The following is a 26,560-nucleotide window of genomic DNA, read 5'->3' as shown; positions in this document are numbered from 1 at the left end:
GTCTAAATTTTGGAGGGCTATCGATGATTGCCGCAACAAAGATGCACATCCCTTATGCACGTCATGCCTTGGTTGCTCGCTCGAATCTGCTTCGCCTGCTTGATGAGGGCATGGACGCGAAGCTGACACACTTATTCGCTCCATCCGGCTATGGGAAAACTACGGCGTTAAGCGAATGGGCCAAACAAAGCGGCAAGCTTGTTGCATGGGTATCACTCAGCAAGCAGGACGACGATTGGATTACCTTCTGGAACATAATCATTGCTTCAATTCAGAATCGTGTCGACGGCTTTGGCCTGACCGTTTGGCCGCTGCTGGCGGAGGGGCCCTCTGCATCATTTGAATCAATGGAGCCGGCAATGACTGCGCTGGTGAACGAGTTAAATCGTCTGCCGGGCGAGCTAATCATCATGTTGGACGATTATCATCTGGTGGCAATGCCGACAATCCAGAAGTCGATGAGCTACTTGCTGGAATACCTTCCAGATCATATTCACTTCTATATCGCAACCCGCAACGACCTCCCCTTTCCGTTAGCAAGATTATTTGCAAAAGGCCAGATGCGGCGGATTACGATTGAGCAGTTGCGGTTCCAGCCAGAGGAAGTCTACGATTTCTTTCGAGAGACAACTGATTTGAGTCTGTCAGTGGAGCAGTTCAATATTCTATACAACCAAACCGAAGGCTGGATTAGCGGCTTACGGCTTGCGGCCCTCTCACTGAAACAAAGCCGCAATGTGGCTGAATCGATCCGTCAATTCAGCGGCCATCAGCAGCACATTTCCGATTACTTGTTGGAGGAAGTCATCCGCGATCTTCCGGAGGCGATGTACGATTTTTTGCTGCAAACCTCTGTGTTAAGCCAGATGAATTATGCATTGTGCGAGGCGGTGACCGGCCAACCGAGAGGTCAGCAACAGTTGGAACAACTGGAACAGCTTCAGCTATTCATCATTCCCCTGGACGATCAGCGTAACTGGTATCGCTATCACCATCTGCTGTCTGACTTCCTCCAGTCCATGCTCGCTCGAACAGCGCCTGAGCTGCGTGTACAGGCGAATGTGCGTGCCGCGCAATGGCTCGAGGAAAACGGGTTTATCGTAGAAGCGGTGGAGCATTATTTGGTGGGACGGCAGTATGAAGATGTCGTTCGCCTGATTGAAACGCATCTGTACGAACTTCTTGGAGGCAAGAACATCGTCGTTGCTCGTTGGGTGATGCAAGTGCCTGAGCAATATGTAGCAAGCCGACCACTTGTTGAGCTTTTTTGTTTGCTCGTGATGGTCGGCGTGCGGCAGTTTGATAAAATCTCGGATCGAGCGGAACGGCTTCGTATCCGTGTCGAAGCGATGAAGGGTCAAATCGAGGCTGACGTATGGCGCGCGATAATGGGAGATATCTATTATTTCTGCGGTGTTGCTGCCTTTGTTAGAAGAGATCTCTCAGGCACGGCTGACTACTTTATCCTTGGAGATAGGTTTGCATCCGAGCGAAGCTTTTTTATTCAAGGCGGCAACAACAAGCATAATGCGATCGATGAGTTTGACGATCATCTATGCTTCATTAACGATTATCATGATGCAGTACTATTTTTTATTAAGATGTTAGCGTATTGGCAGGATCGCGTGAACCATCCGTATGCGACGCCAATGTATGCTTCCTATGCAAAGGTATTGTACGAGTGGAATCGGCTGGAGGAAGCGGAGGACTGGCTAAACCGGATTGTGCACGCAGACGGATTCGAGCCGGTTCCTCGCAATCGGTATCAGCTCTTTGTGGCTGCTTCGAGAATTCAGCAAGCCAAGGGGAATTCGCGAGAGGCCATGGCGCTTCTAGAACAAATTAAACTGAAGATCGATTCGCCCGACTATGAAATCTTCATACGTAGAATCGAAGCGGAACAAGCGAGCTTGGCGGTGCTTCAAGGCGACATGGAGTCGGCTCGTCGGTGGTTGTCGCAGTGCGGACAGTCGCATTTGGACGAAGTAACGCTAGACCAAGTTTCTGAACAATTGTCGTTCATTCGCGTGCTTGCTGCATGCGAACAATTCAATTCGGCGCTATCTCTTGCAGAACGGCTGTATGATCTGTTGACAAAGGAAAACCGTCTGCGGGATCGCATTCGCATTCTGATTCTGCAAAGCACGATGCTTTATCGCCACAAAAAGATTGAACTAGCGTTTGCGAAGCTGGATAACGCTTTGCGTCTCGCTGAACCTCAAGGGTTCATTCGCAGCTTTGTGGACGAAGGCTCGGTGATGGCGGAGCTGTTGTCTATTTATGCGCAGTCGTATGGAGACAAAGGCGTGGGATCGATGGATATATCAAGTTATGCGCGTCTCGTGCTGCAAGCGTTCCAAGTTCATCAATTACCTCCACGAATTAAAATTCGATGTTTTGGGAGGTTGCGTGTAGAGACAGAGAACGGTGCTGTTATCAAGTGGCGGACATCCAAAACCGAGGAGTTAATGGCATTTCTCGTTCACCATCGCGGCGAGGCATTGAGTAGAGATCGAATACTCGATCATCTGTGGGGAGAGGTGGATGTTGACCGGGCAGGAGCGCAGTTTAATACAACAACTTACTATTTGAGGAAAACGTTAAGCAAAATCGGACTTAATGGTATCGTTCAACATGTGGAAGGTAGTTACCGCATCGATATGAACCAACTGGACTGTGATCTCAATGAGTGGGATCGCTTGCTGGCCATCGGCGATCAACTCGATGACATCATGTTGCGGGAATATGCTGCTGAGCTTGTTCAATTATTCGGAGAGGGCTATATGGCAGGCACTTCGTATGAATGGGCAGAGCCGACGCGAATACGCCTAGAAAGCGAGTACGTCGCGATGTTGCTTCGCCTCCATGAACGTGAGGTGAAGAAGGGGCAATACGATGCCGCTGCGGAACTACTGCGGAAGGCGCTTGTACATGATCCGCTGAATGAGCACATACATGAACGGCTCATCCGCGTGCTGGTTTTGGCGGATGACCGCATTTCGGCATTCAAGCAATATGAGGCTTTGAGGATGCTGCTTCTGACTGAGTTCGGGATTGAGCCGAAGGAAACGGTCAGGAGATTGCTGGATATGAAATGATAAGTTTCCCTCCATGAATGTTTAGGATTTGTTTAGACTGGCTGTGATATGTTGAAGCGAAAATTCGACATTATTTTGCAGAAAGTTTAAGAGAATCATAGGAGGGGAAAATCTCATGTTAAAACGTATGATAAGTTTATCGCTTCTGTTTTGTATGCTCGTGTCCATAGTACCGTCTGAGCTCTGGGCTGCTGAAGCAGCATCCGGGCAAGTATCTCCGAACTCAGCGAGTGCCGCGAACGGTTCTGCTGAGCAACAGCCACTTCAAAATACGTTTAAAGATGTTAAACTAACGGACTGGTTCTATAATGCTGTCACGTATGTACAACAGAATGGAATATTCGGCGGTACAGGTAATGATAGCTTCTCGCCAGATGGCACAATGACTCGTGCCATGTATGTAACTGTACTTGGGCGTATGGCAGGAGTTGATGTAAGCAAATATACAATGTCCAAATTTGCAGATGTACAGGCAGACGCTTGGTATGCGCCTTATGTGCAATGGGCCGTTGAAAAAGGCATTACAAGCGGTATGGGTAACCATAAATTTGCACCGGACACTGCGATAACAAGAGAACAGATGGCAACGCTGACTTTGAGGTTTTTTGAAGTATATAACATCCCCTATCAGACGAACGCCAGCCTAACCTCTAAACCAAACGACCTATCCAACATTTCTCCCTGGGCGGTTGATGCGATCGTCAAGCTTTGGCAGGCAGGTTTGCTTGCTGGAGATGCCAACGGTAATTTCAATCCACGAACCATTGCAACTCGTGCTGAGGCTGCTACTTTTGCCATGCGCAGCAACGAGGTTGTGAAGGCGGGAGTAAACTCAGATCAAGTAGGGCCAACAACCCAACCATCGACGCCAGCGGCAACAGGCCAGAACCCTGGTAGCGGTGGTAGTGGACCCGGCACAACCACACCTGTTACCTATAAGATTACGTTTGAATCGAATGGCGGCTCTGTTCTTGATAGCCTTTCTATAAATCAAGGAGAAAAGCTGAATATACTTCCAACTCCATTCAAGAAAGGTTTTATTTTCGTCGATTGGTATAAAGATAGTGCTTTGTCCACACCAGTAGATCGCGAGGCAACAGTTAATAGTAATCTGACATTGTATGCCAAATATGAACCTATCTCTAATGAAACTCAAATCATTCCTAGTGTAAGCATGTTGGATCAGAACAAAAATTTCACGATCAGAGTAACCGATGCTACGGGCAGCATGACAGCAGACCAAGTTAAAGCTGGATTAATCTTTGAATCGTTAACGAATACTGAATTTGCAACTCGCGTCGGTATTCAGGTAACGGGCTCCAATGGCCAATTTACAGTAGGGGCTAATGGTGGTGCATTTGATGAAGGTGACACCTACCAACTCAAGTTGAATAACACCAATCTTACTTTTACAGGCCAAGATAAATCCACTACAACCTACGTATTTACGATTGCCAAACAAGCCGTTCAAAATGTCCAACTGAATCCCGATTTGATATATATTCCGGTTTCACCGAATATGAAAATGGGTTCGGTTCCTGTTGTGAACCTGGATGCCGGCGCTGGCGGAGCTGTTCAACCGGCAGCTAGCACCACAGAAGGAACATTCCAGTATGATGGAACTTTACGCATCGGTAGTACCGTTGCTATATATGATGGGATTGCGCCGAATCTGCGTAATCTGGGTACGAACGCCGACGATGACGGCGAAGTATCTTATGTAACGATTCGGGCGATTGATGGAAACACATACACTTACGGACCCGCAGACGCCCGCAATGTTCTCTTTACCCCGGACATTCTTCCTGTTAGCTCTACGGCCGATACGGATGGGGATCCAAGTAATCACTCCATCACGGTAAGCGTGAATGTGATGGACTATAGCGACAGTAAGTATGCACGATTGGGTCTTAGTGCCAACACGGTTGTACAAGCGAATGACTTCATCACTTTCTATACAGGGGTATTGGGTGATGCATCGTCGACTCTTGCAGGCTATGCCCAAATTACTGGAATTACCTCTTCGGGAGGTAACTATGTTATCACCTATATAGATACAACGCTTGCGGAAATCACGACTTCGATGGATTACTATAATAAGCAAAATATTGGCGGGGATCAGCTGCTCGCAAACACGAATGTAGATGCTTTGGAAACTCAAATTGAGGAACAAGCTTTGGCAAGTGGATTTGTAAACAAAGCGACTGAATATTTGGCAGCTTTGGCTTTGGATACGGACAGCTTCAAAGAGCTAGACAGCGACTTTGATCTTCAAAGCTATCATTTAACGTATGCCGACGGCTCACCTGTATCCGATGATGATGTTAAGCTTATGAGCGGCAATAGAGTAGAAGTAGAAAACTTGAGTGTTGTAGCCGAAATTGATACAGAACTGAAACATTTTGAAGGTATGAGTGGTCTACGCGCTGCTCTCCAAGTGGGATGCGAAATTGTTATTGACGCAGGCGAAGAGAGCAACATTGTAATCAAATTGACGGGCACATTCGAGCAAGAAGTGCGAATTGACTTTTCTGCCGATGCCAACGATGTATGGGATTGGTGGGGGATATTCCCTTATCTCAGCGAGTATGAGGTTTCTCCTACCATTGATACCTATACTTATACTGCGATTCAATTCGATGCCAAAATTGGCACATTTGAAAAGGAAGAGGAACCGGATTGGGCAGATAAGAGTAAGGTTCAGAACATTGCTACGGAATTAAAAGCTCTAATGGATGCCGCAGAAGACTTAGAAGACAATCTCGATGGCATAGATTCCATAGACAGCTCCTTGCCAGCACTTTATCAGAATATGCTGGAAACCGAGTCGGACTGGGTTGATATCTTTGATAAAGAACTTTATAAGGTCGATCAGCGCTTTTTGATGGGTATCGTTCAAGTCACATTCGAAGCAAAATTTGTGGTAAGTGCAAATGTGAATCTCTCTGTCGGTAGTATTTTCAGTTATGAAAATGCAAAAAGGTATATTTTCAATGTGAAAGTATTCGCTAAAGAAGTTACGACCCAGACCGTAAATCTGGTAGAAGAAAAGTATGAGTTTACGTTCTATATCATGGGTACACTGGGGTTAAGGGCCGGTCTGCGGTTAGAGATAGCGGTAGGCATTCTATCTACGGATCTGAATAGTATTGGGTTCGTAGCGGATGTTGGTGCTTACGTAAAGTTATGGGGATATTTCTATTACCAGCTGAAGTATACAGCTTCCCAAGGTAAAACCTCTAAATACGCCGGAGCCATGCTAGTTGAAATAGGTGTATTCGTGGAAGTGAAATTCAAAGCACAGCTGTTAAAGGGTACCTTCTCGTACGAGCCAACTTTGTTTGAGAAGGAATGGCCACTCTTTACTGCGGGCTCACAGAAAAATGTCCTTGATTTTGCTTACTCACAAGCTGATGCACCTCAACTAAATATGAGAGGTAGTCTAAAAGAGGACTATGTACCGTGGAGTATGTTTAAAGTGAGAGTTATGGATCTGAAAACAGGCGAGGTTACTGAAGAAGTCCTTAACAGAACCAAGGATTATATAGTGAGCTTATCTAACAATGAATTTATGTACGATCTTACAACTAACAAAGCAGTCGTAAAGGGTACAGATTCTTATGGCGCGGCTGCTATCCTGACTATCTCATGGAAGAACGCAGATTTAACGATCGGTTCTGCTCCGATTTCACGTACGATTTCATTGCGCTGGGATGTGTTCCCAGGCAATAAAAATATGTATTTGTATGATAATGACGGCTGGGGTAAAACGCTATACAAGACAATTACCGGCAAGTACAACGATCCGATTCAGGCACCTGTGATGAAGAGAGATGGATATCAATTTCTGGGTTGGGCACGAGGGGGAGACTATAACAGTATAGGAACACTGCCGGATAAAATGCCAGCCTACGACTCCTGGTATGTTGCAGCCTGGAAACAAAGGTTGGACATACCTTATAAGGTAGAAATTTATCTGGAGAATAGCACCGATAACGGCTATACACGTGGAGACGTCTTTACGTATACGGACAATCGGAATCCCCCTAATTATGTAGGTTTTAATACACCTGCTACACAATACCCTGTGTATAAAGAGGACGGTAGTACAGTAATTAAGTATTATTACACTCGCAAAGTGTATCTATTGAGGTTTATTTTCGCCTACGGTAAAGAAATGCAATATTCACTTAAGTATGGTGCACCCATTACTGCACCTACCTACTACGTTCCGGGATTTATATGGGATCATTGGGTAGAACCCTCTACTTATGAACCGACCGTAACTCTTGCGACTACTATGCCGGCAAAAGAAATGGCTTATAAAGCAAAATATACATTAGATCCACATTGGCCTGTTACAGTAGAGTATTATAAGGGCGATAGATCAGGTTCGAATTTCCAATTGGTGGATACAAAAACCGAGTATGGTACAGCATTTTCTCCTTTCAGCTTAGGGACATTGGATGCGCAGTGGTCGTCCCCTTACTTGCGACTCACAACTCCTTCATCATTAATGATTGATCCAACCAAGGATAATCGGTTAAAGTTGATCTTTGTCCCTTATTTATTTAACTTAACCTTTGATGCAAATGGAGGTACAGGCGGTACCGAATCGCAGCTTTCTTATGGTGACCCCATTATTGCACCTACTGTGACAAGACCAGGCTTTACATTCCAAGGGTGGTCACAGCTGGTTCCAAGTACAATGCCGGGTCAAGATCAGACGTTCCAAGCTGTGTGGCAGGCTACTTCTTATAAGGTGCTGTATTATCAGCAGAATTTGAACGATGACGGATTCACACAAGTGGAGTCCGTTACCGGAAGCGGTGGCATTGGATCCATAGCTACTGCAGCTCCTAAAGACTATACGGGCTTTACCTATGACAGTAGCAATCCCGATAACGTTACATCGGGTACGGTAACAGCGGATGGAACGCTCACCCTTAAGCTATATTACACGCGCAACAGCTACACGTTATCCTTCGTGGATTCCATGGAAGGCATTAATTATTCGACCATGCAGGTTAAGTATGGGGCACCGATCGTGCCGCCTGCAGATGCAGCGCCTTCGGACTTTTATCCTCCAGGCTTCGTACTTATCACTTGGGATCCGGTGGAGAGTGATACTCCATCGTTAGAGTTGCCAGATGGCGCAACCATGCCGGCACACGACGCGAGCTATAGCGCAAGGTTTGGATTTCCGGGCGGCGGGCTCGGACTATAGTTTCATACACGGTTTACGGTTACAAGCATGGAGCACCAGACCCAATATTAGGGCTGGTGCTTTCTCTTAATTTATGCCAAACGCAACACTCGTGCTGCTCGTATGTATCACTGTATACGCTGATACTTTTCTTGATGTAAGTAATACTGCGTATTATGCAAAATAGGTTGTGTGGGCACAAGAAAATAGAGCTATTTTTAGAACAGAGCGGGTCGGAAATAAACAAGCTAAGTGCTTATGGAACATTTTTGAAATTCATGGGGAGCTCGATTGAAGTGCTTGTAGGTAACAACTCTTAAAGTTACAGTATGTGCTTAGTTGGAGAATGGACCATTCCCCAGCTCATATCATGCTAAATGGTTATGAATCACGAGTATCAATCTGGAATGTAATGGATTTGCGACCCAAGCTGATAATCTCCGCAGCAGTTTCCAAAGATAATCATAGAGTGGCAGTACTGCCAGTTTCGCCGTTAGCCTGATATGCTGAACCGTATCATAAGTAGGACAAAATTTCTAACAGCCGTCAGACTTCCGCTCGTATCATGCTGATTAGCGCACTAAAGTCCTCTTCCACTGAGAACTCTCGAACGATGGCTGCAGGCAGCCCGTCCTTAGTGCGGGCTTTCCTTCCTTTTCCCAGTGGGGAACAACAGATCCGTGATTGTTCGCTTCCAGCCTATCCAGGTTAAATGCGCCACCTGCTTGAAAATCTTCAAAATGGATGTTCCCGGCGCTCGAATCTCATCTTTATTATGCTAGTTTGGAGGAGAGAAAATGAAACAACGACTGTTATCTCTATTACTAATGCTGGTGTTGGCGGTGAACCTGATTCCGGCGACGGCGCATCAGTTCAAAGTTCTTATAAGCTTCCCCAAATAAAGTTATGAACTTGACCTTTGCTGTAACAAGTAGACAGGGTACTTGTCGGGATTGATGTCGTATATTGAAAGTCAAGAGCGCGCACCTATTAGGTAGCGCTCTTATTCTGCTTTTGGTTATTTGCACAGGTGACTTACCCATAGCAACAAAAATTTTATTTTTATGTAGGATTAAAAATGTAATAGGGATTACAATTTGAACCAGTACTTATGTTATATAATTGGGATTAGAACTCAAGTATAGTCCCGCTAAGAAATTACCTATTCCACTGATAGACGAGCTATTGTAATGAAAATATGAGGTAGAGGTGAATGAATTGTACAACCAGATTAAACAAAGGATCGCCAATAAGTTAGCTGTAATTCTTAGCATTGCTATTGTATTCAGCTCATTTAGCTTTCCATTAGCTCCAACAGCATCGGCAGCTACGTTGCCTGCTCCGCAGAATGTAAAGGTTACTAGTGTTACACATAAATCAGTAACCTTGGCATGGGATCCTGTAGACGGTGTCGATGGAAATTCTGGTTACCAGGTATGGTATTCCAACGGAGGTTGGGCTGCTTGGACGGGTACTCCTACAGTAACCGTTGGAGGTCTGAATCCGAACACGTCCTACTCTTTCTATGTTACGGCTATTGTTGCATCGAACGATAGAAGTACTGTAGTAACGGCAACAACGGCTCCGGTGGATCCCAATGCGTATCCGGAACCCCCATTATCTCCTCCGCATAATCTTGTAATTAGTGACATAACAGCATCAGAAGTGAAATTAAGCTGGACAGGCAGTCCTGGAGCTGCTGGTTATGATATGTATGTGAACAATAGATGGACTGGAGGCATTTGGGATGGATCGAATAAATTTACGTATCCAGTTCCAAAGTCGGTCTCAGGTACTGTCTATTTTGAGGTTGCAGGACAGATTACGCCTTCGAATGTATCGGCTAGAAGTAATAGAGTCACGATTAAATGGGGAGAGTTATCCAAGCCCGCTGATCTGAAGATCGTGAGTGCAACAAAATCATCCGTGGCATTAGGATGGGCGCCTACACCTGGTGCAATCGAATATGATATTTATAAGGGTCCAAGTGTAATCGCTTCAACGTATTCTAATCGGTATGTTGCGACAGCACTTACGGAAGGCGAGTCCTATGACTTCAAGGTAGTCGCTAAGAACAAGCTATGGCAATCTCCCGCAAGTGATGTGGTCACAGCTGTACCAGGAAGTAATTACAATAGCGTTACTTACTATACCTCATGGGCTAGACATCCGAATGAAAGAAATTATTCGTTAAAGGATGTTGACAGAGATATTGGAGCAGACAAGCTTACACACATCAATTATGCTTTCGCAGACCTGTGCTGGAAGGAAGAGGGATCTAGAGGTAGAGACTGCCAGGACAGTACTATTCCTCTGCAAGATAGATACGTATTTGATGGGGAAATGATACTCGGTGACCCAGCAGCAGATGCAATCAATATTCCTGATCTTCAGGCGCTTAAAAAAGCTAATCCACATCTGAATCAAATGGTTTCTGTTGGGGGATGGAGCTGGTCGAAGAACTTCTCCAATATGGCGAATACGGAAGTAAATAGACGTTTATTTGCTAATTCAGCAGTTAAATTTCTGCGTGAGTATGGATTCGATGGTCTTGATATTGACTGGGAGTATCCCGTAGAGGGTGGGGATATCGATAATTCGAGAAGGCCAGAAGACAAACAGAATTTTACATTGTTAATGAAGACTGTGCGTGAGGCGCTTGATGCAGCAGGTTCAATAGATGGCAAGTATTATCTGCTGACGATTGCTTCTTATCAAGGTCAATCTTTTGTAGACAATGCAGACTTGGCTAATTCTTCGAAGTACCTCGATTTCATAAATATTATGACTTATGATTATAGCGGTAACTGGAATACATCTGGTTATCATAATGCACCGTTGTTTTATGATCCGGCTAGCCCTTCAGCGGGCGCGAAGCGTAACAACGTCTATAGCGGAGCTACAGGACATTTGAATGGTGGAGTACCCAATTATAAATTAGTCCTAGGAGTACCTTTCTTCGGAAACGGATGGACAGGCTGTGAGGCGAAAGGCGAATACGTCCCGTGTGCAGAGTTTGCTCAATTCGGTACTTGGGAGAATGGGAAATTTGATATTTATGATATAGAAGATGTTTATCTTAAAGACAAGGATTTTGTTCGATATTGGAACGAATCAGCCAAAGTGCCTTATTTGTATAACGAGGCAGACGGTACTTTTATTTCCTATGACGATACCGAGTCCATGATGTATAAAGCATCCTTAGTGAAGACGCTTGATCTTGCAGGCGTGATGAGCTGGGATATTACTGGGGATCGAAACGGAACATTATCCACACAGCTTGTGAATGATCTTCCTATTCATGGAGTTGTGAATACGAATGCACTTGCCGCTCCACAGAATGTCGTTTCTATTAGCAAAACTGACACTACGATAAATGTAGGATGGGATACAGTTGCAGGGGCTACTGGTTATGATGTGTTTGCCAATAAGGTATGGCACGGCTATAGCGAATCAACAAGATTTGATGTAACGAAGCTTACCCCTAACAGCGAGAACATGATTGAAATTATTGCTGTTGAGAAAGATGGCGCTCGTATTGAGAGAGTATCTGCAATGAGTAAGCCGCTGAAAGAAATGACGAATCTGGAGGGGGATACAGGTACAGAACCAGAACCAAGCCCAAGCCCAGAACCAAGCCCAAGCCCGGAACCAAGTACTGGCTCTGGAACAGGATCTATTACTCCAGCACCAGTGGATACGATCAAGTTGCAAATAACGAAATCAGGCAACAAAACGACTGCTAAGTTGGACGCAGAGCAAGCGATTGCAGCGATTAGACAATCGACCACCAACCATATACAGCTTGTCGTGGAAGAGACGGATAACAATGTTGAAGTAGTCATAGCAGCTTCGGTCATCAAGGCGATTGCTGAGAAAGGAACTTCAGCTACCTTATCTATTGTACTCAATAATATAGAATACCTTGTTCCAATTGGAGCACTTAATCTGGGATCGGATGTTGTAGATTTTAGATTCACGATCCAGACACCTGCACAGTCTGTACTAGATCAGATTAAGGCTAAAGGGATCAAAACGTTGGTTGATCCTACAGAGTTTAAGATTGAGGTCAAAGGCTCAGATAATATCTGGAAAGAGCTAACAGAATTCAATGGAATCTATATTAGCCGTATCTTCAAGCTAGGCAAAGTAGATTTTAATCAAAGCAAGGCAACAGGTGTAGTGTTCGACCCAGCAACAGGCGAATATCATCCTGTGCCAACGGTATTTACGAATCATACAGATGGTACCGTAGCCGTAACGTTGAAAAGAGCAGGTAATAGCATCTACACGGTTATGGAGTCCGGTGCATCCTTTAATGATGTGACGGCTGCCTGGGCAAAAGCGGATGTGGAGGCAGCAGCTAGCAAACTAATCGTATCTGGCGTGAACGCTAACTTGTTCGGAGCAGAGGACAAAATTACTCGTGGTGAATTCGTATCGATTATAGTCAAAGCTCTAGGTGTAGCACCTTCATTGACGAACTCACCGTTCAATGATGTGAATAGCCAAACGAAGTTTGCACGAGACATTATTGCCGCAGAAGAGATTGGGATTATTAAAGGGAAGACAGCAACTATTTTTGATCCGAATGCATTCATTACTCGTCAAGATATGGCGGTTGTTATTGCTAATGCTATGCAATATGAAGGCAATACGAAACAAGCGAGTAACGTAGTATTGAATCCGTTCGTAGATCGGAGCAGTGTTGCAACTTATGCTCAGTCTGCCGTAGCTCTGATACTCGATGCTAAAATCCTTACAGGGGTTTCTGCAACCAAGCTTGATCCGAAGTCCAATACGACCAAAGCACAAGCGACTGTTGTTGCAATGAGAATGTTGCGTACCCTAGCATTATCGAACTAACTCGGACGAATAAATCGAAAAAACTCTAAATCGAAAAGGCTCGAACGGTGCATTTAAGTGACCGTTACGAGCCTTTTCGATGTTTAAATACTTGGCAATAAGAGACTAGTTTATCGAGTGCTCGCCACATAATTAAAAATGGTATCTCTCAATTGAAACTCGTACGTTAAACCATTCACAATTCCTACAACGCGGTCGCTGTCATACAGGTCAAGCATGAATCCAGCCATTTCCTTCGCGGTATGGAACTTCGGCACAGTACCAAGATATTCGAATTCCGAGATATCGAAAGAACGCTTCGCGAATTCTGTTTCCGTTGCGGCAGGTGCCAACACTTTAACCTGCATAAGTGCACCCTGACTGTTCAACTCATGGGTGAGTCCTTCAGTAAAGGCACTCACATAAAACTTAGTTGCGCAGTACGTAATGGCATTTCCCACAATCGTATAGCCCCCACCGGATGAAACGTTGATTAATTGTGTTCCTTCAACATTGGAGTAGTCACGAACGAATAGAGAGGAAAGTATCGTCAACGATTCAATGTTCAGATGCAACATTGCCGATATTTTATCTAAATCTTGCTGGCCGACTGAAGCAAAGTTGCCGAATCCCGCATTGTTGATCCAAGTTTCGATTTGGTACCCTTGTAGACCTTCATAGAGCTTATAAGCATTCTCGGAAACGGATAAGTCAGTCGCTCGAATGACGACATCTACATCGGGGTAAATACGAGTAATTTCAGACTTTAATTCCTCCAGCTGTTCCTTTCTGCGGGCTGCAACAATTAAGTTTTTGCCGCGAGCTGCAAAAGCTATAGCGGTTTCATAACCTATACCTGAACTGGCGCCTGTAATTACAGTATATTTCATGTGATTTCCTCCCGTTTTCTAAGAGAATGTATGGTGAACCAGCAACGATTAGATTATATAGGTTAGAGTTTACTCTAAGTCAATTGTTTTTTATAATGATGGGAGACTCATAAAATGAAGATAGATTCGGGGGCTTGTATGTATACGATCAGCGATGTAGCCAAATTATTGGGGATAACCGCACATACACTGAGATATTATGAGAAGGAAGAGATTATTGCTCCGATACGTAATGCGAATGGAGAAAGAGTATATGATGACTCCAACCTTGCTTGGCTGCGATTTGTGATGAGGTTGAAACAAACCCAAATGCCTATCTCACAAATCAGAGAATATGCGCAGTTATATTTAGAAGGAGTGCATACGACCCAAGCCCGCTTGAACCTTCTCGAAGATCATAGAAACTCTGTTCAGGATCAAATCAGAAACTTAACAGCCACTGAGAAGGTGTTAAATGACAAAATTGCAGCCTACAAAAATTTCATTAATAAAGGGACAGGCATTCGTTAAGCAGACTTGAAAAATGATATTTTGAACAGGAGGGAAGTCAATCATGCTGTTTCGAAAAGCGATTACAACCGATATACCGCAGTTAATTAAATTTCGTAAGATCTTATTATGTCATGAGGACAACAATAGTATGGATGAAACATTTAGAAACTACTTTGATTCCTCATTATCAGACAAGTCACTCGTTGTATGGGTCGCTGATGATGAAGGAGTAGTTGTATCCTCAGTATGTTTTTGCTTATGTCGATTTGCACCACGATTTGACAATCCTTCTGGATTGGTTGCATACATGGCTAATGTTTTCACAATCCCAAACTACCGTCGTCAAGGTATCGTATCCCAACTTGTTAGTGAAGCAATGGACGATTTGAAGACACAAGGAATTAGAAAAATCCTGCTCCATTCGTCTGATATGGCTAAACCGATGTATGAAGGATTTGGTTTTGTTGAAGGAAAGAACTATATGTCATTAAATATTTGATACTAGAGCTACCTCTAACCTACTATGCGACCAAAGAAGCTCTTGATAAGCTCCGAAACATGTCGACTTTGTTCCTCCAACACAAAATGCCCCCCACATAGAAAACAAGTTTGGATATGGATTAAATCTCTACTAAACGCATAGGCCCCTTCCAATGTAAAGATAAAATCGTTTTTACCCCACGCTACTAGTGTAGGTGGCTGATAGGTTCGTAAGTATTGCTGCCAGACGACGTATTCCTCTACATTTTTTCTATAATCGTAGCCTAGCTCCAGCTGGATTTGGCTATTTCCAGGGCGGTCCAGAAAAAATTGATCCATCGAATATCCATCTGGGCTAATCAGGTAAGGATGACATACCCCAACTAAATATTGACTTTTCGTAAAATCAAACGTTATAAGCTTGGCAAATGCCGCTTCAGTTGCTTGATTTCGGTCCGCCCAAAGCGCTTTAAAGAGATCGAACGGTTTCCCCAGACCTTTCTCATCTGCCACTGCATTCTGAATAACAAAGCCAACAATACGTTGCGGATTGCGAATAGCCAACCTAAATCCGACAGGTCCCCCATAATCATGGACATACAATATATAGTGAGAAATACAGAGTCTAGCGATTAGCTTCTCAATCACAATAGATAAATTCTCGAAGGTGTACTGATATTCTTCCGTTGTAGGCATGCTGCTATTTCCGAATCCGGGGTAATCAGGAGCGATGACATGAAATCGGTCTGCAAGAAGAGGAATCAAGTCCCGGAACATGTGTGAAGAGCTTGGAAATCCATGAAGAAGGATAATGGTTGGATGATTCGGAGACCCGGCTTCACGAAAAAAAATATTCAATCCTTCTATATTCGTTTTTTTATATAGCACCATGATTTTGCCCTCCTTACCAAAGTGCTCATATCCCGCCATAACAAAAATATGTGAATAAGAATCCTTATATGTTTTTTACTGTACTAAATGCTCCAAATCCGGCTGCAATTTGGTCCGCAGAACATACAGCATGAGGGCACCCACAAGGAACGCGACGGCATCCGCAATGACGAGGGACCAGATCACTCCGTGAAAGCCGTTCATTCGATTGGCGATATACAACACGGGAATCAGAGTAATCCCTTGAATAACTGACATAATAAACGCAGCGGTTCCTTGCGCTGTTGCTTGGAAGATCCCCGTAAACAACGTGGTCGTTCCTGAAATGAACAGGGATAAGAACGTCACATGCAGAATGTAGCTACCCATTTCAATTAATTGCGGGTCATTCGTAAATAAACCAATTAAGTGATCGGAGATCAGAAAGACGATGACGCCGAACAAGACTGCTAACGCCACTATCGCTTTGATCGTGAATCCAATCGTTTGCTTCATGCGTATTTTATTCGCTGTATAAGAGAAGGCAATCAACGGTACGACTCCCTCGCATAAGCCCATCAGAATAAACTCGGGAAATTGTAATAATCGAGATGAAACTCCGTAAGCCGCTACGGCCTGATCCCCGTATTCGACAAGAAAATGGTTCATAACGAGCGACATTGCACCCAAGAAGATACTCATTACAAAGACGGGAACTCCGATTTTGAATACATTGCTCAGAATGTCCTTGGTCGCCTTGAACCATTTTATAGAGATGGTTAAGAATTGGCTTTTATATCCCATATGGAAGGCATAGAATACACTCGCAACCAAGTTAGCAATGACCGTAGCGGACGCAACGCCGATCACGCCCCAATGGAAGACGAAGATGACAAGCGCATCGAGAATAATATTCACGACAACGCTGAGAATCATACCGACCATCGACGTCATTGCCGCACCCTCAGAGCGCACGATATTCTCCAGTGTGAAGAATAATACGACGAATGGCGAGCCTATAAGCATAACCGTGACATAATCCTTCGTGAATCCGAAGGAGTCGGGCGTTGCCCCCAGGCCATGAACGATTGGATCAATCAACGGGAGGCCGACGGCCATTACGATAAGACCGAGAGCTAAACTGCTGTATACGGCGAATGAAGACACATGCTTTACAACATCGTATTTTTTCTCTCCAAGCAAACGGGAGATAAATGTCCCGCTACCCATACCAATCAAGTTACCTAGCGCCATAATGATCGCAAATAACGGCAAGGTTAGTGAGAGTGCGGTTAACATGGCAGTATTGTTGAGCGTACCAAGAAAATAGGCATTCAAGATGGAATAGATGACGCTCATTGACATGCCTAGCATCATCGGTACAGCGAAGTGAGCTACGGCTTTTGCGATCGGTGCCTTTTCAAAGTAATGAAGGTTTTCTGCTTCCATGCGGATCACTTCTTTCTTCGTTATGTTTGTCTAACGGTGTTAGATTGAACCTTACAGTGTTAGATGATATCATGAACCTATGAACCTGTAAAGAATAAACTTACACTGTTAGATAAAAGGGCGGATAACGATGAAGAAGCAGCAGCCTCAAATTTCGGAGGATAAGATTTTGGAAACCTCGTGGGAGCTTTTGGGGGAGGAAGGGATCGAGAAATTCAGCATGAGACGATTGGCTGACCGGTTGGGAATTCAGGCTCCCTCTCTGTACTGGTACTTCAAGAGCAAGCAAGATCTCTACCAGCGTCTGGCCAACCAAGTATCGAAAGTAATTCTGGAGGAGTTCCACTCCAATGGGGACTGGAAGGAGCAACTGACGGGGCTAGCGGTAACGGTACGGAGTGTGCTCAGCCGGTATCCCTGCTCCACGCAGCTCATGATGATGACGCTGCCCCACGAACCGGACATTATCCGGTTCACCAACCGTATGCTACTCTGTGTGGAATCGACGCCGCTTGAGCAAGAGCAAAAAATGCAAGTGGTTACTACGCTTGTGAACTATGTCTTCTACTTCGTTCTAGACGATTATCAACATGAGCGCAATGTCTCCGCTATTCTTAAGGATCAGGAAGAGCTTCCGGGTGAGGAGATGATTCGCCTTCTGGACTCCATGAGCGAGTCGGAAGCGGGATTGTTCCGGAGGATGTTCACGAACGGGCTGTTCGAGCTGATGGGGACCGACCGGGCGTTTGAGTTCGGCTTGAAGCTGATCCTGCTGGGAATTGAGCAGGTGATAAAGGAGCAGGAGAAGTAGAATTTCTCGGACTGAATTAATTTGATCCTCTTACGAAGGCGCTGTCGCACCGCGACAGCGCCTTTCGCATTTTTCGCCGATAGTCCCGTTACGCTGAACCTTATCATAAGTAGGGCGAAATTTTTCGGATCTCCCGCAACATGCTTGAAAAACCGCTTGCCGGTAATGGTTTTGGGAAAAGACAGTGGGCGAGGACCGGTGGTTATATGCCACCAATCCTCGCCGCCCTTTTATCATTATCTGGTTGCCCGTTTTAGCAGTTTAATGAAAAAAGAATGAGCTCTCTTTAAAGTTAATTTCGATACTTATGAGACAGCCCCTTCTTTTTTGTCTGTGAGGTGAATGAAAGTATACCTGAATTCGACTATTTTGCTACGTTCGGATAATAGTATGCGCGAAGACAAGAGGGTAATGTTTAAAAGCAGTGAGAACTTTATATATGGATGACAGGGTGTGCACACGGAATACATTATGAATAATCATATCCATATGAAGGGAGAGTTGTTTAGTGTTCGATATCTTATTAATCCTGCATATCCTTGCGGTTTGTTGTTGGTTGGGCGGAGCAATGTATGAGCGGTTCTTCATTGTTGGTGGTGTTAAGAGGACGAAGGGTACGGAATTAGAGATACCAATGATCAAGCTTATGTTAAGTACGGCAGCGTTCTTCCTAACGTCAGTAGCGATTATATTTGTAACCGGACTCATCATGACGATTATGAACGATTACGGCATCCTTGATTGGTCATGGGTGGGGGTTAAGCAATACATCTTCTTACTTATCCTGCTTACCTTCTTCCTAATCATCGGACCGCGAATGGGACGTATTGGCATGCAGGTCAAGGCTGCTCAGGACAAAGGTACAGGTGTTGAAGACGCAACCCGTGTGCTCATCCGTCGTATTGTGATCATTTTTGATATTATACATGTAGGTGTACTTATCAACATTATATTAGCGGTGACGAAGCAATTCTGATTGTATTTAAGAACTGACCTCTGTTTTTGAGACAAGACCAAACACCTTCTATGCAGCCAGTTGCTGAAATTTAATCGGAGACTGGCTGTTTAGTTTCGCTTGAATGCGAAAATTTTTATAATATGCGGTCGAAGTATAGGTTAAACAGTCGAGATAGAATGTTTCGCACTTTAGAGCGGGCATACCTTTACCCGAATGATGCCAGAACCTTGGATGCTTTACTTCATACTGCAGATTGTAAAATGTATGAAATGAAGTCACGGAAAAACAGCCCTTAATTAATAAGGGCTGTCATAATCTCACACTTTATTGGGCCGAGTATCCACCGTCAATGACTATTTCTGAGCCTGTAATGTACGAAGATTCATCTGAAGCCAGGAACAGCGCCGCTTGGGCAATATCGATGGGTAGGCCTAAACGCTGCAGTGGTGTTGCCTGGACTAACCTGTCCAGCAGGTCCTTTGATGTGCTTAATGCTTGAGTCATTGGCGTTTCAATAATTCCAGGGAATAGAGCATTTACCCGTACGCCTTGACGGCCAAAGGTTGTAGCAGCCGCTTTAGATAAAGCGCGTACCGCGCCTTTAGATGCCGAGTAGTGATTTAAGCCTTGACCGATCAAAGCGGTGTACGAAGAAATATTGATGATAGAGCCTTTCTTTTGGGCGGCCATATAGGGAGCGACATGCTTCATTCCGGCGAATGGGCCGAAGCCATTAATCGAGAGCATTTTCTGCCAATCCTCAATATTGATTTGATCATAGGGTTTTTCAGAAGAGATGCCTGCGTTATTGACTAGAATATCTATTTTACCAAAACGTTCATTTACTTCCTTGGCCAGTGCCGCCCAATCCTCATCAGAGGCAACATTTAATTTCATTCCGTTAATATTCTGTTTCTGACTTACTTTTTCAAGCGCTGCCTCATTAATGTCTGCGGCAATAACGATAGCGCCCTCTTGTGCAAATAGATCAGCCATGCTTTCACCGATACCCGAAGCCCCACCTGTAATGATAGCGACTTTATTATCTAATCTTCCCATTTTATATGCTCCTCACGTAATTTTATATTAATTGAGCCGCTGGCCCATCCTATTTTCGTTATAAATTTCAATCTAGCTTCAACCGTTATTAACGCTGTGCCATTTTCATAAATTGTTCGAAATCAGGGACGGTTGGGTTAGCAATATAATGTCCGCCCTCTACTTGTAGGGTCTGTCCGGTAATAAACTTGGATTCATCTGAAGCTAAGAACACAACGGTATGTCCGATATCGTCCGGTTCACCGTGATAAGGTAGCGCGTTATATTTCGCGAAGATATCCAATACCTCCGAGGGCATATTATTCTTGGCGGCTGGCGTCAAAATCAATCCAGGCGCGACTGCATTACTACGAATGTTATGCTTACCATATTGGGCAGCAATATACTTAGTCAGATTTACGACAGCAGCCTTCGAGGCCCCGTATGCAACTCGCACAGCATCTCCAGTAAAGCCTGCCATGGAAGCTGTATTGATGATCGAGCCTCCACCCGCTTTAATCATATGGGGAATAGCAAATCTGGATCCCAATAATACACTCTTTAGATTGATATTCATGAGCCGGTCCCACTCATCAAGATCAACGGTTAACAACATCCAGATCCTTTTTCAGATTTGTCGAGCCAACATTATTGAACAGGGTCGTTAATTTACCATGCTGTTGTACAGTAAATTCAACTGCTTCCTTAATCGAAGTTTCATTTCCAGCATCGAGAAATATGCTAACTGCTTCGCCACCTTGGTTTGAAATATTTTCAGCGGCTTCTCTTGCCCCATCAGCATTAAAGTCGGCAATGACGACTTTAGCTCCTTCTCTTGCCATTAAGTTAGCAGTGGATAAGCCTATGCCTGACGCGCCTCCAGTAATAAGCGCTACCTTGTTTTCCATTCTCATCATGATTTGCAGCCTCCTAAGTTATGAATGCTTAAAGTTTATTATTAAGATACTTAATATTAAGACATCTGACATAATCAATTCCATTGTCCTGCTTTTTCAAGCTTCTTTTTACCGTTGAAAGCAATGACTAGCAATACAATATTTACGAGTAGCATAATTCCAACTGCGTACAATATGGAAGAATAACTGCCTGTTAATTCAGCAATGAAACCATATGCTGGTAGTGCGACAATACCTGCGACAGCTAGTCCGATAACTGCTGAAGAATAGATTTGAGCGTATTCTTTATTACCAAACAATGCTGTTGTGAGTAGCGGCCCTAAAGTTCCGATTGAAGCGACTACGAATCCATAAATTGCAATAGCTATATTAAAGATAACTGGATTTTCAGGAACAGTTGTCAGTAAGACAATTGGAACTAAACCTAGTGTCATTGCAAAGATCGCAGTATTTCTAGCACCTATTTTGTCTGTTAAGGCACCGAAGGCTAGTGCTCCAATCATTATACCAATTGACCAGCCGCCCATCGCACTACCAGCAAATGTAACATCATAGCCGAGTCCCATTGCAAATGGGGCCACGTACTGACCAAAGCTTCCGATTGAAGTAATAAAGAAGAAGAAGAGAAGCAGTGCATAGAATGCCGTTGATTTTCTCGCTACAGCTGCTGTAACACCTTTAGCTATAGTTGTTTGTGTTGGATTCTCATCTTTTACTTCATCTGCGCCTAGTGCTTGTAAGCCTTTTTGTTGTGGAGCCATTCTGATGGCTAAGATTACAGTTGGAATAACAACGGCCATTACTAATACGCCTAAGAAGATGTACGTATATCTCCAGCCTTCGCTAGCGATTAAGTTACCTGCCATAGGTTGAAGGATAGCTCCAAAGATACCACCAGAAGCCACCGTAATCCCCACTGCTAAGCCATTATGCTTCTTAAACCAGTTGTTGATGAGAACGGGAGCTGCCATTTGAGTAACGAAAATGGATCCAATCGCCATAGGAATCGAGAATAAATACCAACCCCATACCGAGTTCATTAATCCAAACATTGCGAATGATCCGGCTTGTAGAATAACGCCTCCGATTAAAAGCAACCTAATATCGAACTTACCCATCACCTTACCTGCAATTGGAAGGAATATCATGGTTACGATAGATGAAATACTAAAGTATAAGGATAGGCTTCCCATACCTATACCTAAATCTTCTGTTACAGGAGTGAGGAATAGTCCGCCTGCTGTCATAACGCCACCTTTTGCAACCCCAACCATCAGAGCAAGTCCTGCTAATACCCACCATGCAAAATGAATTTTTTTCTTGTTGTGATTCATGATGTTCGCCTCATTTTCTCGTTTTATGAAAATCATTTAGAATTAACGTAATTTGATAGACCCGCCATCAACCCTAATAGTTTCTTTTAGATAAGGTAGTGCTGCTTGCATGAAGTAGAACGTTGGGTAGAATCCAGTGTCAAAAGAGAGACGTAAGCTGTTGCTATACCTTTACCAATCCCACCTGCTGCACCTGTAATGATTGCGATTTTCCTTCTAGTCTGTTCATAGTTGTCGTCTCCTTGTTGTAGTTCATATTGTTTTAGTACTCTTAATCATTAGTACCCTCATAGCCACAAACACTTGAATAATTGTAGTAACTTTATTTTTGTAAGTGTTTGATGTCACAATAATAACCCGGTGATTACTTTGTGTCAATATTGTGAAAAAAGGAACTTAGTAAAACCTGCACAGCTTGATACATAAGGAAGCTTGTGAAATTATGAACGGTTACAAACATCTCCCAAAAAACTATTTACTTCCATTATATGAGGTTGATTTTAACTTTTTAGTAAATTTATTCGTGTAAATAACGGGTGTATATACTAGTTAATATTAATAAAGTGATATTTCTCTACCTTTACTTCGGAACAAATTGGAAACTAAAAGCCCGCATCCAATTGGATGCGGGCTTTTCTGTGTTCTAATGCAGGGAGAACCTTCAAAAGAGTACTCCTACTTTCGATTCAGCAATCTTGTTAGGATGACGACGGCTTCGGCTCGCGTTGCTGTACCGTTCGGCTCGAACCGGTTATTGTTCCGCCCGTTGACGAGGCCGCTTTTGGCAGCTTCAGCAATATAGGGCAGCGACCATGGGGGAATGCTGGAATTGTCGGCGAATGAGGTGGACGGATCCGCTTCAACGGGCAAGCCAAGCGTTCTGATGATCAGCACTGTCATTTCCACACGCGTTAGTGGTCGGGCCGGACGGAAGGTGCCATCCTCGTAGCCGTTAATAATGCCCTGCTGAACAGCCATAGAAATTGCCGTCCGTGCCCACAACCCGATGTCGTCGATGTCGGCATAATCAGGCATACGCGTTGCTTCTGGTTCCTTCCAGCCGAGGGACTTGGCCAACAGCTGCACGAACTCGGCTCTTGTCACTTCACGTTCAGGATGGAACGAGCCGTCCGGATAGCCGGCAACCCATCCTTTTGCTACGGCATTGCGTATTTCTGCTTCCGCCCAATTTCCGGAAATATCGTTCAGGGCGACCGTCGGCGTTGCAGTCCCGTTATCATCTGTAGGCTGTTCAGGCTGCGGCCCCGCAGTCGTCCGGTGAATCGTAAAGGTATAAGTCCGAGACGGTCCGCTTGGATATGTCACCTGCAGCTCAATGATATTGTCTCCAGGAAGCAATTCAAGAGTAACCCCGTCTTGAAGCTTGTCTCCTAGCAGGCTAATACGGGCATCCTTGTAGAGTGTCTTTGCGGTAAGATGTATCTTTTTAGCAGTTGTTTCTGCTGTATAAAAGAGTATATCGCTTTTGAATGCCGGGCTTAAGGCGAGTGTCTTCTCATCGACCAGCAAGCTCAGTACGCTTAGATCTGTCGCATTAACCGGAGGTCCGGACGAGCTGGTGCTAGCCGTTCCCGTTCGAAAAATGTCAAGACGGTAAGAACTTTGCGTGACGCCATCCTGTGCGGTGACGGTGACCGTAATGGTGTTTGAACCCGTGTTGAGCGTTATTGGACCAAAGGCGCTTCCGTTTGCCGTAGGGATGCCATTGATTGTGAGAGTCGCATGGCTCTCGGCGTTGACCGGCGTCACGTTGATTGAAGAGACATTATTCGCCACTCTAGCCGTATAGGTAAGCGTTTCGGGAGCGAACGGTTCATTCAGCGCTCCGGGGCTAATCGTCAGTGCGCTTAGCATCGCGGCGGAAGATGGAGTCCGCGTGACGACAATGCTGTACGGGGTAGTCGTGGTGCCGTCTTGTGCGGTAACGTCAATAGTAATCGTATTCGCACCTATAGTAAGCGGGATCGGACCGTACACTGCGCCGCTGACCGATGAATGGCCGTTAACCGTCAAATTAGCGGTGCTGTCCGAGACAGTTGGTGTCAAGCTGATCGTAGTGACATTGTTCGCCACACTAGCCGTATAGGAGGTCGTGCCGGAAGCGAACGGTTCGTTGAACGCTCCCGGACTAATCGTCAGTGCGCTTAGCATCGCGGCGGAAGATGGAGTCCGCGTGACGACAATGCTGTACGGGGTAGTCGTGGTGCCGTCTTGTGCGGTAACGTCAATAGTAATCGTATTCGCACCTATAGTAAGCGGGATCGGACCGTACACTGCGCCGCTGACCGATGAATGGCCGTTAACCGTCAAAGTAGCGGTACTGTCCGAGACGGTTGGCGTTATGCTAATCGAACCGACGCTGTTCGCGACATTAGCCGTATAGGATAGTGTACCGGAAGCGAACGTTTCGTTGAGTGTACCCGGGCTAACCATGAGCGAGCCAAGTGTAGCGACTGTCGAAGGAGCCCGCGTGACGATAATGGTGTAATCGTTCGATGTGGTGCCGTCCTCGGCCGTGACGGTGACTGTAATCGTGTTCGGTCCGACGGCAAGCGCAGAAACGGTGGACGAGCTGCCGCTCGTTGCCGTCGCGTTGTTCACTTTCAGACTTGCCCGACTGTTATTGACAGTCGGCGTGACGTCAATCGATGTGACGCCATTCGCTACATTAGTCGTATACGCAAGCGTGCCGGAAGCGAACGTCTCGTTGAGTGACCCGGGGCTAACCGTAAGCCCACTCAACGTCGCATCTGTATAGGGTGCTCGGGTTACCTTGATCGTGTAGGTCCGCGATGCACCATTGATGGCCGTCACGACGACTGGAATTGTATTATCGCCTTTACTTAATGCGATGGGAGAAGAGGCATTGCCGCTGGTTACACTCACACCTTTGACGGTAACACTGGCCGTACTGTCGCTCAGCACCGGCGTAACCGTCGTTGAGATGATGCTACTCGCCACGTTTGCCGTGTAGTCTTGCGAATTCGGTGAGAATGCAGACGGGCTGAGTGTAATTCCGTCTGCCGTCAGTCCGGACAGCCGGTTGTCGGGCGACCCTAGCGAATACTTCCAAATGGTATCGTATACGGGATTGTATGGCGCTATTTGGGCAAAAGTGCTTAAATACAGCGCACCCGTATGATCAAACCCGATATTTGTAGGGGCAATTGCGAGAGCGTTGCCTGTAAAATATACCGAACCTTCGTTCAAGCTCGAATCGAACCGGGTCACAAGGCTACCGTTGCTGCCGTTGATCGCCACATACAAATAGCCGTCGGAATGTAAGCGGAACCCTCTAGGAGCATTGATCACCTTGACCAACGCACTCCCATCCGTCTTCAGCTTAATAATTTTTCCAGATGGTGTGTTCGCATTGTTGCCGATGTAGACGCCAGAGCTATCTGCGGCTATACCGAAAGGCCGGTTGATTGTCGCGTCTACGGCCGGATCTGGGTCCAGATCGCCCGACCATACTACCGGAATGCTCGCGGGACTGAAGGTGGACGCATCGAATTTAAGCACGCGGTTGGCATTCGTATCTGTGACGTACAGATCGTTGACGTACAAGGCGACTCCCTGAGGGTAACTAAGTCTGCCTACCGAAGGAGCGGTGCTATTGCCGTCCCATTTGATCATATTGCTAAACGTGTATGACCCGCTCGCAAAGGTGACGTCAAATCGGTATAAGTACCACTTATCCGTTACATAGATATGCCCTGCGCCATCGAATTTAACGGTTAGGGGTTCAGTGAAGCTACCAGGGGAGGCAGTTAGCGTCATCCCTGTAGCGTTCCCGTCCAAGTCGAATATTTTCACAGCGTTACTTGCTGAATCCGTTACGAACAAGTAGCCGTTGACGGGATCGACGTCCATCCCGTATGGTTCAAAGCCGAGAGCCGCCGGATGACCAGCCTCGCCGTCGCCCATCCTCCAGTTGGACGCTGCAAATACAGTCTGACTGGAGATGGACATTGCCGTTAATATCACTGATGTAAATAACACGACAGCAAGAAAGACCCTTACAGCTTTCTGCATGCCGGGCGAACTCCGAATGATGTCCATGAATGACTCTCCTCTAATAATAACAATTATCCCTTTTCGTATTATAAAACATATCACTCGTCAAAATTGTAATTTGAATTACATAATTA

General features: G+C 45.2%; 13 protein-coding genes and 2 pseudogenes. 7 read left to right on the top strand and 8 right to left on the bottom strand.

Annotated elements, in window-relative coordinates; genetic code table 11:
- Nucleotides 1–23: 23 nt before the first annotated feature.
- The 3 genes from M1K58_RS14170 (at nucleotide 24) to M1K58_RS14160 (ending at nucleotide 13,170) form a co-directional block, all read left to right on the top strand.
- Complete coding sequence (locus tag M1K58_RS14170; RefSeq protein WP_256759505.1) at nucleotides 24–3,098, top strand: AfsR/SARP family transcriptional regulator; 3,075 nt, start codon at nucleotides 24–26, stop codon at nucleotides 3,096–3,098.
- A gap of 115 nt (nucleotides 3,099–3,213) precedes the next feature.
- Nucleotides 3,214–8,325, top strand: a complete 5,112-nt coding sequence (locus M1K58_RS14165; RefSeq protein ID WP_256759504.1) for an S-layer homology domain-containing protein — start codon at nucleotides 3,214–3,216, stop codon at nucleotides 8,323–8,325.
- 1,188 nt (nucleotides 8,326–9,513) lie between these two features.
- Nucleotides 9,514–13,170 (top strand): glycosyl hydrolase family 18 protein, encoded by a 3,657-nt coding sequence (locus tag M1K58_RS14160; protein ID WP_256759503.1) that lies wholly within the window; start codon nucleotides 9,514–9,516, stop codon nucleotides 13,168–13,170.
- 110 nt (nucleotides 13,171–13,280) lie between these two features.
- Here the strand turns inward: M1K58_RS14160 and M1K58_RS14155 are convergent, their stop codons facing one another.
- The gene (locus tag M1K58_RS14155) at nucleotides 13,281–14,039 is read right to left on the bottom strand and encodes an SDR family NAD(P)-dependent oxidoreductase (protein ID WP_256759502.1); all 759 of its coding nucleotides are present in this window, start codon (nucleotides 14,037–14,039) and stop codon (nucleotides 13,281–13,283) included.
- Between the two features lie 138 nt (nucleotides 14,040–14,177).
- On the opposite strand from M1K58_RS14155, the gene M1K58_RS14150 reads away from it, so the two are divergent.
- Nucleotides 14,178–14,549: a MerR family transcriptional regulator gene (locus M1K58_RS14150; RefSeq protein WP_256759672.1), complete on the top strand. Its 372-nt coding sequence runs from the start codon at nucleotides 14,178–14,180 to the stop codon at nucleotides 14,547–14,549.
- A 43-nt stretch (nucleotides 14,550–14,592) separates the two neighbouring features.
- Nucleotides 14,593–15,030 (top strand): GNAT family N-acetyltransferase, encoded by a 438-nt coding sequence (locus M1K58_RS14145; RefSeq protein WP_256759501.1) that lies wholly within the window; start codon nucleotides 14,593–14,595, stop codon nucleotides 15,028–15,030.
- Between the two features lie 14 nt (nucleotides 15,031–15,044).
- On the opposite strand, the gene M1K58_RS14140 is transcribed toward M1K58_RS14145, so the two are convergent.
- Entirely contained in the window at nucleotides 15,045–15,902 is an 858-nt protein-coding gene (locus M1K58_RS14140) for an alpha/beta fold hydrolase (protein ID WP_256759500.1), read from the bottom strand.
- Nucleotides 15,903–15,977: 75 nt separating this feature from the next.
- A complete protein-coding gene (locus tag M1K58_RS14135) occupies nucleotides 15,978–17,330 on the bottom strand; it encodes an MATE family efflux transporter (protein WP_256759499.1) in 1,353 nt (450 codons plus the stop codon).
- A gap of 130 nt (nucleotides 17,331–17,460) precedes the next feature.
- Between M1K58_RS14135 and M1K58_RS14130 the strand changes: the two genes are divergently transcribed.
- On the top strand, nucleotides 17,461–18,141 hold the full coding sequence (locus M1K58_RS14130; RefSeq protein ID WP_256759498.1) for a TetR/AcrR family transcriptional regulator: 681 nt from the start codon (nucleotides 17,461–17,463) through the stop codon (nucleotides 18,139–18,141).
- Nucleotides 18,142–18,649: 508 nt separating this feature from the next.
- Nucleotides 18,650–19,117, top strand: a complete 468-nt coding sequence (locus tag M1K58_RS14125; protein ID WP_256759497.1) for a DUF2269 family protein — start codon at nucleotides 18,650–18,652, stop codon at nucleotides 19,115–19,117.
- 306 nt (nucleotides 19,118–19,423) lie between these two features.
- Here M1K58_RS14125 and M1K58_RS14115 read toward each other — a convergent pair whose 3' ends face one another.
- The 5 genes and pseudogenes from M1K58_RS14115 to M1K58_RS14100 form a co-directional block, all read right to left on the bottom strand.
- Nucleotides 19,424–20,158, bottom strand: coding sequence for an SDR family NAD(P)-dependent oxidoreductase (locus tag M1K58_RS14115; protein ID WP_256759496.1), 735 nt, complete (start codon nucleotides 20,156–20,158; stop codon nucleotides 19,424–19,426).
- Nucleotides 20,159–20,246: 88 nt separating this feature from the next.
- Nucleotides 20,247–21,054, bottom strand: a pseudogene (locus M1K58_RS14110) (SDR family NAD(P)-dependent oxidoreductase).
- Between the two features lie 74 nt (nucleotides 21,055–21,128).
- Nucleotides 21,129–22,388, bottom strand: a complete 1,260-nt coding sequence (locus M1K58_RS14105) for an MFS transporter (protein ID WP_256759495.1) — start codon at nucleotides 22,386–22,388, stop codon at nucleotides 21,129–21,131.
- A gap of 78 nt (nucleotides 22,389–22,466) precedes the next feature.
- Nucleotides 22,467–22,544, bottom strand: a pseudogene (locus tag M1K58_RS29480) (oxidoreductase); the annotation flags it as partial.
- Nucleotides 22,545–23,063: 519 nt separating this feature from the next.
- Complete coding sequence (locus M1K58_RS14100) at nucleotides 23,064–26,471, bottom strand: cadherin-like beta sandwich domain-containing protein (protein ID WP_256759494.1); 3,408 nt, start codon at nucleotides 26,469–26,471, stop codon at nucleotides 23,064–23,066.
- Nucleotides 26,472–26,560: the final 89 nt, after the last annotated feature.

Origin of the sequence: Cohnella sp. WQ 127256, from assembly GCF_024519285.1 — a bacterium.
Lineage (GTDB): Bacteria > Bacillota > Bacilli > Paenibacillales > Paenibacillaceae > Cohnella.
This window is presented reverse-complemented; position numbering and strand designations above follow the sequence as displayed.